General features: G+C 62.3%; 19 protein-coding genes. 4 read left to right on the top strand and 15 right to left on the bottom strand.

The genetic code is table 11. From position 1 onward, the window contains the following. The first annotated feature begins 58 nt into the window (after positions 1 to 58). Positions 59 to 277 carry a hypothetical protein gene (locus AMC99_RS02160; protein ID WP_061922207.1) on the top strand — a complete coding sequence of 73 codons (219 nt, stop codon included), beginning with the start codon at positions 59 to 61 and terminating at the stop codon, positions 275 to 277. On the opposite strand, the gene pal is transcribed toward AMC99_RS02160, so the two are convergent. From pal to hisB, 13 genes are all read right to left on the bottom strand, one after another. Beyond that, positions 278 to 790, bottom strand: a complete 513-nt coding sequence (pal, locus tag AMC99_RS02155) for a peptidoglycan-associated lipoprotein Pal (RefSeq protein WP_061922204.1) — start codon at positions 788 to 790, stop codon at positions 278 to 280. It lies immediately after the preceding gene. 67 nt (positions 791 to 857) lie between these two features. After that, complete coding sequence (tolB, locus tag AMC99_RS02150) at positions 858 to 2,249, bottom strand: Tol-Pal system beta propeller repeat protein TolB (RefSeq protein WP_061922201.1); 1,392 nt, start codon at positions 2,247 to 2,249, stop codon at positions 858 to 860. After that, entirely contained in the window at positions 2,246 to 3,025 is a 780-nt protein-coding gene (locus AMC99_RS02145; RefSeq protein ID WP_061922198.1) for an energy transducer TonB, read from the bottom strand. Before AMC99_RS02145 ends, tolB begins: the two co-directional genes overlap by 4 nt. Before the next feature lie 10 nt (positions 3,026 to 3,035). Next, positions 3,036 to 3,512, bottom strand: a complete 477-nt coding sequence (locus tag AMC99_RS02140) for an ExbD/TolR family protein (protein WP_061922195.1) — start codon at positions 3,510 to 3,512, stop codon at positions 3,036 to 3,038. Further along, on the bottom strand, positions 3,512 to 4,213 hold the full coding sequence (gene tolQ, locus AMC99_RS02135; protein ID WP_061922192.1) for a protein TolQ: 702 nt from the start codon (positions 4,211 to 4,213) through the stop codon (positions 3,512 to 3,514). Before tolQ ends, AMC99_RS02140 begins: the two co-directional genes overlap by 1 nt. Then, complete coding sequence (locus tag AMC99_RS02130; protein ID WP_061922189.1) at positions 4,210 to 4,662, bottom strand: YbgC/FadM family acyl-CoA thioesterase; 453 nt, start codon at positions 4,660 to 4,662, stop codon at positions 4,210 to 4,212. Before AMC99_RS02130 ends, tolQ begins: the two co-directional genes overlap by 4 nt. A gap of 74 nt (positions 4,663 to 4,736) precedes the next feature. Continuing rightward, positions 4,737 to 5,120 (bottom strand): histidine triad nucleotide-binding protein, encoded by a 384-nt coding sequence (locus AMC99_RS02125; RefSeq protein ID WP_061922186.1) that lies wholly within the window; start codon positions 5,118 to 5,120, stop codon positions 4,737 to 4,739. Further along, complete coding sequence (locus tag AMC99_RS02120; protein WP_061927573.1) at positions 5,120 to 5,434, bottom strand: phosphoribosyl-ATP diphosphatase; 315 nt, start codon at positions 5,432 to 5,434, stop codon at positions 5,120 to 5,122. The genes AMC99_RS02125 and AMC99_RS02120 overlap by 1 nt, the downstream gene beginning before the upstream one ends. Positions 5,435 to 5,448: 14 nt before the next feature. Then, entirely contained in the window at positions 5,449 to 6,225 is a 777-nt protein-coding gene (gene hisF / locus AMC99_RS02115) for an imidazole glycerol phosphate synthase subunit HisF (RefSeq protein ID WP_061922183.1), read from the bottom strand. Beyond that, positions 6,222 to 6,527: a hypothetical protein gene (locus AMC99_RS02110; protein ID WP_061922180.1), complete on the bottom strand. Its 306-nt coding sequence runs from the start codon at positions 6,525 to 6,527 to the stop codon at positions 6,222 to 6,224. Before AMC99_RS02110 ends, hisF begins: the two co-directional genes overlap by 4 nt. Beyond that, entirely contained in the window at positions 6,524 to 7,255 is a 732-nt protein-coding gene (gene hisA / locus AMC99_RS02105) for a 1-(5-phosphoribosyl)-5-[(5-phosphoribosylamino)methylideneamino]imidazole-4-carboxamide isomerase (RefSeq protein ID WP_061927571.1), read from the bottom strand. The genes AMC99_RS02110 and hisA overlap by 4 nt, the downstream gene beginning before the upstream one ends. Beyond that, on the bottom strand, positions 7,252 to 7,881 hold the full coding sequence (gene hisH / locus AMC99_RS02100) for an imidazole glycerol phosphate synthase subunit HisH (RefSeq protein ID WP_061922177.1): 630 nt from the start codon (positions 7,879 to 7,881) through the stop codon (positions 7,252 to 7,254). The genes hisA and hisH overlap by 4 nt, the downstream gene beginning before the upstream one ends. A gap of 1 nt (position 7,882) precedes the next feature. Continuing rightward, positions 7,883 to 8,476, bottom strand: a complete 594-nt coding sequence (gene hisB / locus AMC99_RS02095; RefSeq protein ID WP_061922174.1) for an imidazoleglycerol-phosphate dehydratase HisB — start codon at positions 8,474 to 8,476, stop codon at positions 7,883 to 7,885. Positions 8,477 to 8,593: 117 nt separating this feature from the next. Between hisB and AMC99_RS02090 the strand changes: the two genes are divergently transcribed. From AMC99_RS02090 to gmk, 3 genes are read left to right on the top strand one after another with little or no spacing between them, the layout of a single operon-like run. Continuing rightward, the gene (locus AMC99_RS02090) at positions 8,594 to 9,097 is read left to right on the top strand and encodes an SspB family protein (RefSeq protein WP_061927569.1); all 504 of its coding nucleotides are present in this window, start codon (positions 8,594 to 8,596) and stop codon (positions 9,095 to 9,097) included. A gap of 40 nt (positions 9,098 to 9,137) precedes the next feature. Continuing rightward, positions 9,138 to 9,563: a hypothetical protein gene (locus AMC99_RS02085; RefSeq protein ID WP_061927567.1), complete on the top strand. Its 426-nt coding sequence runs from the start codon at positions 9,138 to 9,140 to the stop codon at positions 9,561 to 9,563. A 56-nt stretch (positions 9,564 to 9,619) separates the two neighbouring features. After that, entirely contained in the window at positions 9,620 to 10,255 is a 636-nt protein-coding gene (gene gmk / locus AMC99_RS02080; protein ID WP_061922171.1) for a guanylate kinase, read from the top strand. 85 nt (positions 10,256 to 10,340) lie between these two features. Here the strand turns inward: gmk and AMC99_RS02075 are convergent, their stop codons facing one another. Then, on the bottom strand, positions 10,341 to 11,147 hold the full coding sequence (locus AMC99_RS02075) for an SDR family oxidoreductase (protein WP_061927564.1): 807 nt from the start codon (positions 11,145 to 11,147) through the stop codon (positions 10,341 to 10,343). 16 nt (positions 11,148 to 11,163) lie between these two features. Then, positions 11,164 to 12,303: an acyl-CoA dehydrogenase family protein gene (locus tag AMC99_RS02070; RefSeq protein WP_061922168.1), complete on the bottom strand. Its 1,140-nt coding sequence runs from the start codon at positions 12,301 to 12,303 to the stop codon at positions 11,164 to 11,166. Positions 12,304 to 12,305: the final 2 nt, after the last annotated feature.

The raw sequence follows: 12,305 nt of genomic DNA, 5'->3' as shown, positions 1-12,305 counted from the left end.
AGGGATCGTTGCCTATTTTTGAAAGACGTGGGATCCAGTTGCTGTTTGAAATGTTGCAATGCAACAGATTATTCATATATCGCCCGTAACGGCGTTCGACGAGACCGACATGAGCAAGCAACTCGCCCTTTCCAGTGCCTTCGCCACCCTCGCCATGGCTGCGATGGTGCTCACGCACACGCCCAGCCGGTTCGACCGGCAGGAAAGCGAGGGCTATGGTCCGGTGCAGGCCGAGCTATCCTTGCCCGACCTGCCCCAGCCGTCTTTCATTCGCTGATCAGTTCACGACCACGCTGACCGCGCGGCGGTTCTGCGCCCATGCAGCTTCGTTCGATGCAAGAGCGATCGGGCGTTCCTTGCCATAGCTGACGGTGCGGACGCGTGCTGCATCCACGCCGAGGCCGACAAGGTAGTTCTTCGCTGCGTTTGCACGGCGTTCACCCAGCGCGAGGTTGTATTCGCGCGTGCCACGTTCATCGGCATGACCTTCGATCGTGATCGAAATCTGCGGATAGCGCGCCAGGTACTGCGCCTGGGTCTGCAGTGCAGCAGCGTCGGCGCTGTCGATGTTATAGCGGTCGGTGTCGAAGTAGATCACGTTCTGACCGTTCACGGCGTTTTCGAAATGCGCCTGCGAACCCAGCGACGGACCGGTCGGTGTAGTCGGGGTAGTGGTCGGCGTTTCGGTTTCCACCGGCGGAGGCGGAAGATCCTCCGGAGCCTTCTTCGAGCATGCGGCAAGGCCGATGCTGCTGGCGAGAAGGATGGCGCTGGCGACACGAGTGTTCATGCAAATTTCCTTTCCCATTGGGCCGCAAGATCAGGGGTGCGCGCCCGATGATATACATTCAACGCATTCAGGGGAGAAGCGGTCCCCAGGCCGGGTCAGACGCATCGACCGGCGTCGGCAGTTTCCTTTCATTACGACCAGTCAGATCGACCTGGTAGAGGTTGGAGCGGCCCGAGTTGCGCTCGGTCCGGAAGAACTGGATGATGCGGCCATTGGGGGCCCAGGTCGGGGCCTCGTCCTGCCAGCCGCTGGTCAACACGCGCATGTTACGACCTGCAGGCGTCATGACGGCAATATTGAAATCGCCGGCAATGCGGGTGAAGGCGATCTGGTCTCCGCGCGGGCTCCATTCCGGCGTGGCACATCGGCCACCCGAAAAGCTGATCCGCTGCTGGTTCGACCCGTCGGCATCCATCACATAGCATTGCTGGCTGCCCGAACGGTCGCTTTCGAACACGATCTTGCGGCCGTCGGGCGAATAGGACCCGCCGATATCGATACCGGGCGTGTCGGTCAGGCGGACGCTGCGCCCACCGCTCGCCGGGACGCGGTAGATGTCCGTATTGCCCGAGACAGCCATCGAATAGAGGATGCTGTTGCCATCGGGGCTCCAGCGCGGAGCGAACGTCGGATTGGTGCTTTGCGTGACCAGCACCTGCTTCCCCGTACCGATGTCATAGACATAGATGCGCGGATTGCCGTCGACATAGGACAGGTACAGCAGCCGCTTGTAGTCGGGCGAATATCGCGGCGTGAGCGCTGTCGCGCTGCCGAGCGTCAGGAAGCGATGGTTCGCGCCGTCGCTGTCCATGATGGCGAGACGTTTGACGCGCTTATCCTTCGGACCGACTTCCGCGATATAGGCGATGCGGCTGTCGAAGAAGGGGCTTTCGCCGGTGAGGCGCGAGTAGATCAGATCCGAACATTTGTGCGCGGCGCGGCGCCAGTCCGCCGGCGGAACCACCCAGCCCTCGCGCACCAGTTCGCTTTGTAGGGCCACGTCGTAGAGATAGCAGCCGAACAGCAAGCGACCGTCGCTGCGTTCGCGGACATAGCCATGCACCAGCATTTCGGCCCCGCGTCCGCTCCATGTGGAGAAGCTGGGAGCCGTGATCTGGGCAAAGCTCGGCTGAGGCAGGCTGTCGGGGCCGGTGGGCTTGAACAGGCCATTGTTGCGCAGATTGGCGGTGATGACGCGGGCGACTTCGCGGCCGAGTGCCGCGGTCCCATCCTTGTTCGCCGCGGTCGGCTGATCGCGGTCGGTCGCGAAACCTGGGATGGCGATACCAAGGTCCTGCCAATCGCTTTCATCCGTAACGGTGAAAGTCAGCCCGCCTTCTTCGCTCGCCTCCCCAAGCGTTTCGACCTCGCCGCCCTCCGGCGCGGGTGAGCCCAGGTCCTGGTTCTGCGCAGCGACCGGCGCGGCAACCATAGCGAGTGCGAAAAGCAAATATTTCATCGTGACAGGTTCCTATCGAAGCGAGCGCCGCGGATCGACTTCCATGCGTTATAGTATTCTGCAGGCAGGTCGAACGGAGCTGCCTGTACGACTGCCCGAATTGCGCGCTCAGCATGGAGGCTCGCCTGCGGGCGGTTTGAATCGTTGATGCCGGACTGGCGCAGGACACGCGGCGTACCCTTGAGCGAGCCGTCTTCGTTGAGGTCGAAGGCAAGCTCGGTGACCAGCAGTTCGGCGTCGAGGCCGGACGGCGCGTTCCAGTGCGGCTTGATCTGGCGCGAGATAGCCTGGATCAGGCTCGCCTTCGCGCTGGCGCCTATCTGCGATGCCGGAATGCGGGTTTCGTCGGTCTTGGTCGAACTGCCTGCCCCGCCAAGGAAATTGTCACCGATGCGCGAACCGCCACCCGTGCTCGGCGACGGGGTGCTGCGCGGCTTGGGCTTGGGCTGAGGTTGCGTAGCTGTCCTGCGCGGCGCGGTGATCGGCGGCGTTTCCTGGCGCGGCGCAGCGCTGGGTTGCGGCGCAGGTTCGATTACAGGGGGCTGCGGCTGCTCGGCCAGCGTGGGAGCGATCGCCGCCTGGCTTTCGGGCACGGGATCGGGCGCAGTGGCCTCCAGTCCGACGTCTTCCGCGAGACTGACGGTCATGCGCTCCGGAATGTCGAGCACTTCGTCACGGACAGGCTGGAGCAGGAGCGCGGCGACCAGCAACAGGTGCAGGCCCAGCGCAATTGCCAGACCATAGCGCTCCTCTTTGCGAAACGTGGTCGCTTCCATCGATCCAGAGCTATTCTTCGTCGGATGAACCGCTGCTGACAGGTGTAGCTGCACCTTTGGCATTGGTTATCAGCGAAATGGAATTGAAGCCGGCGCGGTTAAGTTCGCCCATGACCGCCATCACACGGCCGTAATCGAGCGCCTTGTCGCCCCTGAGGACGATGATCGGCCCCTTGCCGTCAGCCCCGCGATCGATGGTTTCGAGAGCCTGCGGCAGTCCGCCGACAGGCACGCGGGCGTCGTCGATGAAGACGTATCCCTCGCCATCAATGCTGATCGTAACTTGGTCGGGCGTCTGGTCGACCGGATTGGCATTGCTGTCGGGCAGTTCGATCGGTACGCCCGAGGCGAGCAGGGGCGCCGTGACCATGAAGATGATCAGCAGTACCAGCATGACGTCGACGAATGGCGTGACGTTGATCTCCGCCATCGGCGCACGCCGCGAACGGCGGCCGCCCCTGCCCGAATTCATCAGGCCCATCGCCATCAGGACTTGTCCAGTTCGCGGCTGAGACCTGCATGGAACCGGTCGGCGAAACGCTGCATCCGTGCTTCATAACGGTTCACGCGGTGGCTGAAACGGTTGTAGGCGATGACGGCAGGGATAGCGGCAAACAGGCCGATCGCGGTGGCAAACAGCGCTTCCGAAATACCCGGAGCAACAACTGCCAGCGACGAGCTTTCCTGCATCCCGATCTGGAAGAAGCTGTTCATGATGCCCCAAACGGTACCGAACAGGCCCACAAAGGGCGCTACGGAACCAGTGGTGGCGAGGAAGTTGAGCCGGTCGGCAATATCGTCGGCTTCCTGGGCGACACGGCTTTCCATCGCACTAGCCAGACGGTGGCGAACGCCGTCACGATCGATCGCAGTGCCTTTGGTCGAACGTTGCCATTCGTCCATCCCGGCACCCGCGACACGCGCAATCGGAAGTTCCGCCCGGGCGCGCTTGCCCAGCATCCGCTCGTGGTCCTGGCTCTCCCAGAACTCCTCCTCGTAACGGCGCGACTTGCGTTCCATCGAACCCATCCGCAGCGAGAAGGAGACGATGATCATCCAGACCCAGATGCTGGCAAGCAGCAGACCGGTCATCACTGCCTGAACGACGATGTCCGCCTGCAGGAACAGGTCGAGGGGATTGAGACGGCTCGATGCGCCGACGGACAGGAGGGAAAGCGTGGGGGTCATTCGAAATTGTCTTCCATGAAACGCGTGAAGGCATCGCGCCATTCTTCGGGTTGCCGCGTCGGTCGTCCATCGGGAGCAACGAAACCGACGCGAAAATGTGCCTCTGCCAGCAGTTCGTCGCCGCGAAAGGCCTTCTGGTGCATCCGGCAACTGGCTGCGCGCAGATCGGTGCAGGTCGTTTCGATCAGCACATCGTCATCCAGCTTGGCCGGGCGCAGATATTTGAGGTTCACTTCCGACACGGCATAGGCGCCCAGACCCCGCTCGATCGCATCGCGCTGGTCGATTTCGAGCATGCGGACCAGATCGCTGCGGGCGCGCTCGAACCAGCGCAGGTAATTGGCGTGATAGGTAATGCCGGACAGATCGGTATCCTCGTAATAGACGCGCACCGCATACAGGTGGCGCGATCCATCGAAGCATCCGCCTGGAAGGTTGGGTTTAGTCATCCGCTGCGCGCTTTAGCGGAGGCGAGAGTCCTGCCGCAAGCCAATCCGACCAAGCGAGTCTGCAGTGCGACGAATTACGTGCGCTTGACCAGCATCGGGCCGAGCGGATGCCCGCCGAAGATGTGGACGTGGAGGTGCGGCACTTCCTGGTGGCCATGCCCGCCGATATTGGCGAGCAGCCTGTAACCGGGCTCCACCAGCCCCTTCGCGCGGGCGACCTCGCCCACGGCGCGGACGAAACCGCCGATTTCCTCGTCCGATGCCTTGGCCGAAAAATCGTCCCAGCTGACATAGCGACCCTTGGGGATCACCAGCGTGTGAATTTCCGCCTGCGGATTGATGTCTTCGAAAGCGTAGGCCCAATCGTCTTCGTAAACCTTGGTCGAAGGGATCTCTCCGCGAAGAATCTTCGCAAAGATATTCTCATCGTCATAAGGCTTGGTCGCGTCGATCGGCATCAGCTGCTCCTTGAAGCTTTTTCATCGATCCCCGACACACCGTCGCGACGGTCGAGTTCGGCCATGACCTCGTCCAGCTTGATCCGCCTCGCCTGCAAGAGAACGAGAAGGTGGAACAGCAGGTCCGCGCTTTCGGCGACGACATCCTCGCGCCCGCCCGAGAGCGAGGCGATGACCGTTTCTACTGCTTCCTCGCCAAGCTTCTGGGCGATTTTCTCGATCCCCTTGGCGTTGAGGCTGGCGACATAGCTGCTGTCGGGCGAAGCATTCCACCGTTCGGCAATGACCTGTTCGAGGCGCTGGAGTGTGTCCATGATCAGACCTTGGTTCAAACGCCGCGCGCAGGCAAGCCGGCGGCTCGCAACGCTTCGTGCGCTTCGGCGATGGTGTAGGTGCCGAAATGGAAGATGCTGGCCGCAAGGACCGCGCTTGCATGACCTTCGGTCACGCCTTCGACGAGATGGCCGAGCGTGCCCACACCTCCGCTGGCGACAACCGGCACATCGACTGCATCGGCGATGGTGCGCGTCAGGGCGAGGTCATAGCCCGCCTGCGTCCCGTCGCCGTCCATGCTGGTGACGAGCAGTTCGCCCGCGCCGAGTTTCGCCAGCTTCACGGCGTGTTCGACCGCGTCGATGCCGGTTTCCTTGCGCCCGCCATGGGTGAAGATTTCCCAGCGATCCGGTTCTCCCGAAGCGCTGACGCGTCGTGCATCGATGCTGGCGACGCAGCACTGGCTGCCCATTTTCTGCGCGATATCGGCCACAACTTCGGGGCGTGAAACCGCAGCCGAATTGACCGCCACCTTGTCTGCTCCGGCGAGCAAGAGCGCCCGGGCATCGTCAACCGTCCGCACGCCGCCGCCCACTGTCAGCGGCATGAAGCAGACTTCTGCCGTCCGACGCACGATGTCGAGCAGGGTCCCGCGCCCTTCATGGCTGGCGGAAATATCGAGGAAACATAGCTCGTCCGCGCCCGCCGCGTCATAGGCCTTCGCCTGTTCGACCGGATCGCCGGCATCCTTGAGATCGACGAAATTGACGCCCTTGACCACGCGCCCATCGGCGACGTCGAGACAGGGGATGACGCGGATGCGGACGGTCATCGCTTTGTCGCCTGTTCAACATCAATCATCACGCAACCTCCCGGAGGGCATTCGTCCGGTGCAACCGCTCCCCCTGCCAGTTTGATTTGTTCCGCCACTTGCGATTGATAGGCCTGCCCCGACAGCCAAAACAGCGCGAAGGCCATATTGAAATAAAGGGCCTCGGCAGCCCAGAACTTGTCCGGCGACTTTTCCTTGGTCAGCCCGAATTTGCCCAGCCCGGTTCTGCCCCGCCGCCAATCCACGATGGCGACGACAAGCACGACGAACGCCGCGATCAGGGCAAGGTCCGAATATGTCATGCCCCCCGCGCACCCATCGCGATCGCTGCCGCGAGGTCCAGCCGCCCTTCGTAGAGCGCACGCCCGGTAATCACCCCTTCGATCCCTTCGTGGGCGTGCAGCGCCAGCACATGGATATCGTCCAGACCCTTCACCCCGCCGCTGGCGATCACCGGAATATCGACGCGGCGCGCAAGATCGACCGTTGCGTCGATGTTGACGCCCTTCAGCAAGCCGTCGCGTCCGATATCGGTGAACAGCAGAGCGGCGACGCCTGCATCCTCGAACCGGCGGGCAAGGTCGACCACGGGCACGTCGGACACATCGGCCCAGCCCTCGGTTGCGACCATGCCGTCCTTCGCATCCACGGCGACGACGATGCCGCCCTCGTATTCGCGCGCCATATCCTTGACGAATTCGGGATCCTTCAGCGCAGCAGAGCCCATCACCACACGGGCAACGCCAAGGTCGAACCAGCCCTCCACCGCCTCGCGCGTGCGAATGCCGCCGCCCAGCTGAACGTATCCGGGGAATGCCTCGACGATGGCTTCAACCGCTTCGCGATTTTCGGCACGGCCGGCAAAACTTCCGTCGAGATCGACCACGTGGAGGTGCTGTGCCCCGGCTTCGGCGAACAGCAGCGCCTGCGCCGCCGGATTGTCGCCATAGACGGTGGCGCGGCCCATATCGCCTTCGGCAAGGCGCACGACCTCGCCGCCCTTGAGGTCGATGGCAGGAAAAACGATCACGGTTTCCACTCCAGGAAGCGTTCGAGCATGGCAAGGCCATATGCCTGGCTCTTTTCAGGATGGAACTGCACCCCGATCATGTTGTCTTTCGCAACAGCGGCCACCAGCCCTTCGCCGTGGTCCGTCATGGCCGCCACGTCGTGACCTTCGCTCGCGGCGAAGTGATAAGAATGGAGGAAATAGGCCTCGCCTTCCTCCAGCACCGGATGATTGCGCGCATGCGGCAGCAGGGCAACGTCGTTCCAGCCCATGTGCGGCACCTTGATCGACGGGTCGGTCGGCTCGATCAGCTTCACATCGCCCGCTATCCAGCCGAGCCCGCGCGTGGTGCCGTGTTCCAGCCCCCGCGTCGCAAGCAATTGCATGCCGACGCAGATGCCGAGGAACGGCACGCCATCGTGCAATACGCGCTGCTCCAGCGCCTCCGTCATGCCGGAGATCGCTCGCAGCCCTTCCGCACACGCCTTGAAACTGCCGACGCCGGGCAGGACGATGCGCTGCGCGCCGCGGACGAGGTTGGGATCGTCGGTCACCGCAACATGGTGAGCGCCAGCCGCCTTAAGTGCGTTGTAAACCGAATGGAGATTGCCCGCGCCGTAATCGATCAGGGCCAAGGCTTCCGACATATCAGCCGCCCAATTGCCCCTTGGTGCTGGGGATCGCCCCGCCCTTGCGCGGATCCTTCTCCACCGCCACGCGCATCGCCCGGGCAAAGCCCTTGTAGATGCTCTCGCAAATATGGTGGTTGTTGGTGCCGTAGAGCAGTTCGATATGCAGCGTGATGCCTGCCGTCTGCGCGACTGACTGGAACCAGTGTTCGATCAACTCGGTATCCCATTCGCCCAGCTTTTCTTGGGTGAATCCGGCTTTCCAGGCGAGATACGGACGACCCGATATGTCGAGCGCAACGCGCGACAAAGTTTCGTCCATCGGAGAATAGGCTGCGCCGTAACGACCGATGCCGCCCTTGTCGCCCAGGGCCTCGGTCAGCGCCTGGCCCAGCGCGAGCGCGCTGTCTTCGGTGGTGTGATGCTGGTCGACATGCAGGTCGCCATCGACCTTCATGGTCACGTCGATCAGCGAATGCTTGGCAAACTGTTCGACCATGTGATCGAGGAAGCCGATGCCGGTCGAGACATCGTATTGCCCGGTGCCGTCGAGATTGACCTCGACCTCGATGGCGGTTTCCGCCGTTTTCCGCTCGATCCTGCCTTTGCGCATGTGTGGCGCTATAAGCGCTTGGGTGCGCCGTGCAAGCACTCGAATTGCGCAATAATGTCCCCCGGCATCAAGCGATTGTTGCTTGACCAGCGCAGTCGGCAGCGCCACCTAGGCGGCATGAGCGACGATACGCCCGACAGCCTGATCCCCTATGACGAAATCGTGCAGGAAGCGCTGCGCGCCGTGGTCGGCCGCGTCCTGGGCGAAATCCAGTCGACCGGCGGCGAACTGCCGGGCATCCACCACTTCTACATTACCTTCAAGACCGGCGCCGCAGGGGTTTCGATCCCCCCGCATTTGCGCGAGCGATTCCCCGATGAGATGACGATCGTGCTCCAGAACAAGTTCTGGGACCTCGAAGTTGGGGAAGAAGGTTTCTCGGTCGGGCTGAGCTTCAACAAGGTTCCGGCCAAGCTGAGCATTCCCTTTGCCGCGATCACCGCATTCGTCGATCCGGCAGTCGATTTCGGGCTGCAGTTCCAGGCAACCGCCGGGGACATGGCACCCGAGGCGCATGACGACGCCGAAAACGACTCTTCGGAACGCGGAGAGGGCGCAGACGTTAAGGGTAGCGAAGACGGCTCGAACGTCGTCACGGTCGATTTCGGCCGCAAGAAGTAACGCGGCGCCTTTCCCGGTGCCGACCACAGGCAGGGGCATCATGGGCAAGAAGACTCTCGGCGAGAAAACCAGCGACAAGGCGAGCAAGCTGGCCAAACCGGTTGCGAAGAAGATTGCCCCGCGCCCCGGCGGCATGCCCGGACCCAGCACCAACCCGGCCACCAACATCCTGATTGCCGACATCGCGCTTCGCGGCGCTGGCCGGTTGATGCGCAACAGCCTCCAGAAAGGGATGCTTCGCGCCGGCTACAGCAAGCAGACCGCCAGCGACATGATCAACAATCGCACGATGCTCAGCAGCCTTATCCTCTACGGTGCCAGCAAGGTGGCGACCCGCTCGATCCCGGGTGCGCTCGCTATCGGCGGTGGTTTGCTCGCCAAGACGCTCTACGACCGGGGGCTATCGCGCCGTGAAGCGCGCCGCAGCGGGACCAAGCAGTTGGAAGAAATGTCGGACGACGAGTGATCGTCCCGCGCCCTGCCAAGGGTTGATAAAATGCGGTGCATGAGCCAACAGCGCACATGCCCGAAAACGACCATCTCCATCGCCGCGGACTCATGTTCATTCTTTCCTCGCCGTCGGGCGCAGGCAAGACGACCATCTCGCATCGCCTGCTGACGGCAGACGACGAAATCGAGCTTTCGGTTTCGGCGACTACCCGCCCCAAGCGTGAAGGTGAGGTCGACGGAGTCGACTATCACTTCGTCAGCGAAAGCCAGTTCGACCGGATGGTAGATGAAGACGACTTCTACGAATGGGCACATGTGTTCGGCCATCGCTACGGCACGCCGAAGGGTTATATCCGCAAAGGTCTGAAAGAAGGGCGCGATTTCCTGTTCGATATCGACTGGCAGGGCACCCAGCAGTTGAAGCAGAAGGACGACCAGGACGTAGTCACCGTCTTCATCCTGCCACCCAGCCTGCCCGAACTTCGCCGACGGCTCGAGAGCCGGGCGACCGACAGTGCCGATGTGATCGACGGGCGCATGAACCGCGCCCGCGACGAGATCAGCCACTGGGCCGAATATGACTACGTCGTCGTCAATGACGATGTCGACGAATGCTTCGTCAAGGTCCGCGAGATCCTCCATGCCGAGCGGATGCGCCGAACCCGCCAGACCGGACTGATCCCCTTCGTCCGCCAGCTGATGGAATAGGGCCGATCGCTCTCAACCAAAACAAAAGGCCGCCGGATCGCTCCGACGGCCTTTTCTGTATCGCCAGGTCGCTTTCAGTACGCGCTCAGCCGCCCGACGGATCGACGAAATTGCCCGCGCCGATATTGGCGTTGACCACGCCGCCATCGATCGGGATCGTGGTGCCGACGACATAGTCCCCTGCCCGGCTGAGCAGGTAGATCGCGCCTGCTGCCATGTCTTCCGTCACGCCGACGCGCTTCGACGGAATACCCTTGGCAGATGCGTCCGGATTATCGCGCGCCGCCCGGTTCATCGCGCTCGGGAAGGCACCCGGGCCAATGCCGTTCACGACGATGTTGTCGCCGATCAGTTCAGCGGCGATGCGACGGGTCATGTGGATGAGACCCGCCTTCGACGCCTGATAGGGATAGGTCGGCCACGGGTTCGACTTCATCCCGTCGATCGATGCGATCATCAGCACCTTCGCAGGGCGTTCCGGCGTACCGGCTGCCTTGAGCAGGCCATGCAACTTCTGCGTCAGGAAGAACGGCGTCTTGACGTTCAGGTCCATCGTGCGGTCCCAGCCCGCTTCGGTGAACTCGTCGAACGGCTCGCCCCATGCAGCCCCGGCATTGTTGACGAGGAGATCGAGCTTGTCTTCGCGCCTGGCAAGTTCGTCAGCCAGCCTCTGGATGCCATCCATCTGGCTGAGATCGGCCGGAATGCCGATGACCTTCTCGCCCAGCTCCGCGCAGGTTTCCTCGATCTCGTGCACCTTGCGCGCACTGATGTACACGCGCTCGCAGCCAGCTTCGAGCAGGCCTTCGACGATCATCTTGCCGATACCGCGAGAACCGCCGGTCACCAGGGCGACACGGCCCTGGAGGCCGAAGAGATCCTTCAAATTCATCATTGTCCGATCTCCCTCAATAACCGCTCAGTTCGGCCACGCGGTTCGCATGGTAATACTGGTCGCCGAGGAATTCCTGCAGCGCACGGTCGCGTTTCATATAGAGGCCGATGTCGTATTCATCGGTCATGCCGATGCCGCCATGCATCTGCACGCCCTCACGAACAGCGAGGCCCGCAGTCTTCGAAACCTTCGCCTTGGCAACCGAAGCCATGAGGTCCGAACGTTCGCTGCCGGCATCGAGCAACTGCTGCGCCTTGATGACAACTGCACGCGCGATTTCGACTTCGGAATAGAGGTGAGCGGCACGGTGCTGCAGAGCCTGGAATTCGCCGATCAGGCGACCGAACTGCTTGCGCTGCTTGATGTAATCGATGGTCATGTCCATCGCACCGCGGGCAACGCCGACACCTTCTGCAGCGGCGCCGACGCGGCCAGCCATCAGCATGGCATTCAGCACTTCGCGGCCACCGTCGACTTCGCCGATCACGGCATCGCCGTCGAGCTCGACACCGTCAAAGGTCGTGTGGGTCGCCATCGAGCTGTCGACGAGGCGGACCGCATCGTGACTCATGCCCGATGCATCCTTCGGCACTGCGAACAGCGTGATACCGTCATTGTCGCCATCGCTGCCCGAGGTGCGAGCGGCAACAACGAGCATGTCGGCGCTCGCGCCCTGGATCACGAAATCCTTCTTGCCCGAAAGCTTGAAGCCGTTTCCGGACCGCTCCGCTTTCGTCGATACGGTTTCGGGGCGGTGCTTCACGCCTTCGTCGATTGCGACAGCGAAGACGCTGTCACCCGAAAGCAAACCCGGCAGGTAACGGCCGCGCAAGTCGTCGCTGGCGTGCTTGAGCGCAGTTGCCGCCAGGACCGAGCTGGTCAGGAAAGGCGACGGCGTAAGGTTACGGCCGATCTCTTCCATGACGATGCCGGCTTCGACATTGCCCATGCCCATACCGCCGTCGGCTTCGTCGACCATGATGCCGGTAAAGCCCATTTCGGCAAACTGCTTCCACAATTCATGGCCGAAACCATCCTTGCAATCGCGGTCGCGCCAGTGGCGAAGCTGTTTCGAAATTGCACCTTCTTCGCCCATGAACTGATTGGCGGTTTCCGCCAGCATGGCCTGATCTTCGTCGTGATAAAGTGGCATCG

The organism is Altererythrobacter epoxidivorans (genome assembly GCF_001281485.1).
Lineage (GTDB): Bacteria > Pseudomonadota > Alphaproteobacteria > Sphingomonadales > Sphingomonadaceae > Erythrobacter > Erythrobacter epoxidivorans.
The sequence above is the reverse complement of the archived record's forward strand: the minus strand, read 5'-3'. Positions and strand labels throughout refer to the sequence as shown.

Excerpts from the sequence above, each read along its gene's own strand:
- AMC99_RS02085 (WP_061927567.1), top strand. The coding sequence starts at position 9,138 with ATGGGCAAGAAGACTCTCGGCGAGAAAACCAGCGACAAGGCGAGCAAG.
- hisH (WP_061922177.1), bottom strand. The coding sequence starts at position 7,881 with ATGTCGGAAGCCTTGGCCCTGATCGATTACGGCGCGGGCAATCTCCAT.
- AMC99_RS02140 (WP_061922195.1), bottom strand. The coding sequence starts at position 3,512 with ATGGCGATGGGCCTGATGAATTCGGGCAGGGGCGGCCGCCGTTCGCGG.
- pal (WP_061922204.1), bottom strand. The coding sequence starts at position 790 with ATGAACACTCGTGTCGCCAGCGCCATCCTTCTCGCCAGCAGCATCGGC.
- AMC99_RS02145 (WP_061922198.1), bottom strand. The coding sequence starts at position 3,025 with ATGGAAGCGACCACGTTTCGCAAAGAGGAGCGCTATGGTCTGGCAATT.
- AMC99_RS02160 (WP_061922207.1), top strand. The coding sequence starts at position 59 with ATGCAACAGATTATTCATATATCGCCCGTAACGGCGTTCGACGAGACC.
- AMC99_RS02070 (WP_061922168.1), bottom strand. The coding sequence starts at position 12,303 with ATGCCACTTTATCACGACGAAGATCAGGCCATGCTGGCGGAAACCGCC.
- gmk (WP_061922171.1), top strand. The coding sequence starts at position 9,620 with ATGCCCGAAAACGACCATCTCCATCGCCGCGGACTCATGTTCATTCTT.
- hisB (WP_061922174.1), bottom strand. The coding sequence starts at position 8,476 with ATGCGCAAAGGCAGGATCGAGCGGAAAACGGCGGAAACCGCCATCGAG.
- hisF (WP_061922183.1), bottom strand. The coding sequence starts at position 6,225 with ATGACCGTCCGCATCCGCGTCATCCCCTGTCTCGACGTCGCCGATGGG.
- AMC99_RS02075 (WP_061927564.1), bottom strand. The coding sequence starts at position 11,147 with ATGAATTTGAAGGATCTCTTCGGCCTCCAGGGCCGTGTCGCCCTGGTG.
- AMC99_RS02110 (WP_061922180.1), bottom strand. The coding sequence starts at position 6,527 with ATGACATATTCGGACCTTGCCCTGATCGCGGCGTTCGTCGTGCTTGTC.
- AMC99_RS02120 (WP_061927573.1), bottom strand. The coding sequence starts at position 5,434 with ATGGACACACTCCAGCGCCTCGAACAGGTCATTGCCGAACGGTGGAAT.
- tolQ (WP_061922192.1), bottom strand. The coding sequence starts at position 4,213 with ATGACCCCCACGCTTTCCCTCCTGTCCGTCGGCGCATCGAGCCGTCTC.
- AMC99_RS02125 (WP_061922186.1), bottom strand. The coding sequence starts at position 5,120 with ATGCCGATCGACGCGACCAAGCCTTATGACGATGAGAATATCTTTGCG.
- AMC99_RS02090 (WP_061927569.1), top strand. The coding sequence starts at position 8,594 with ATGAGCGACGATACGCCCGACAGCCTGATCCCCTATGACGAAATCGTG.
- AMC99_RS02130 (WP_061922189.1), bottom strand. The coding sequence starts at position 4,662 with ATGACTAAACCCAACCTTCCAGGCGGATGCTTCGATGGATCGCGCCAC.
- tolB (WP_061922201.1), bottom strand. The coding sequence starts at position 2,249 with ATGAAATATTTGCTTTTCGCACTCGCTATGGTTGCCGCGCCGGTCGCT.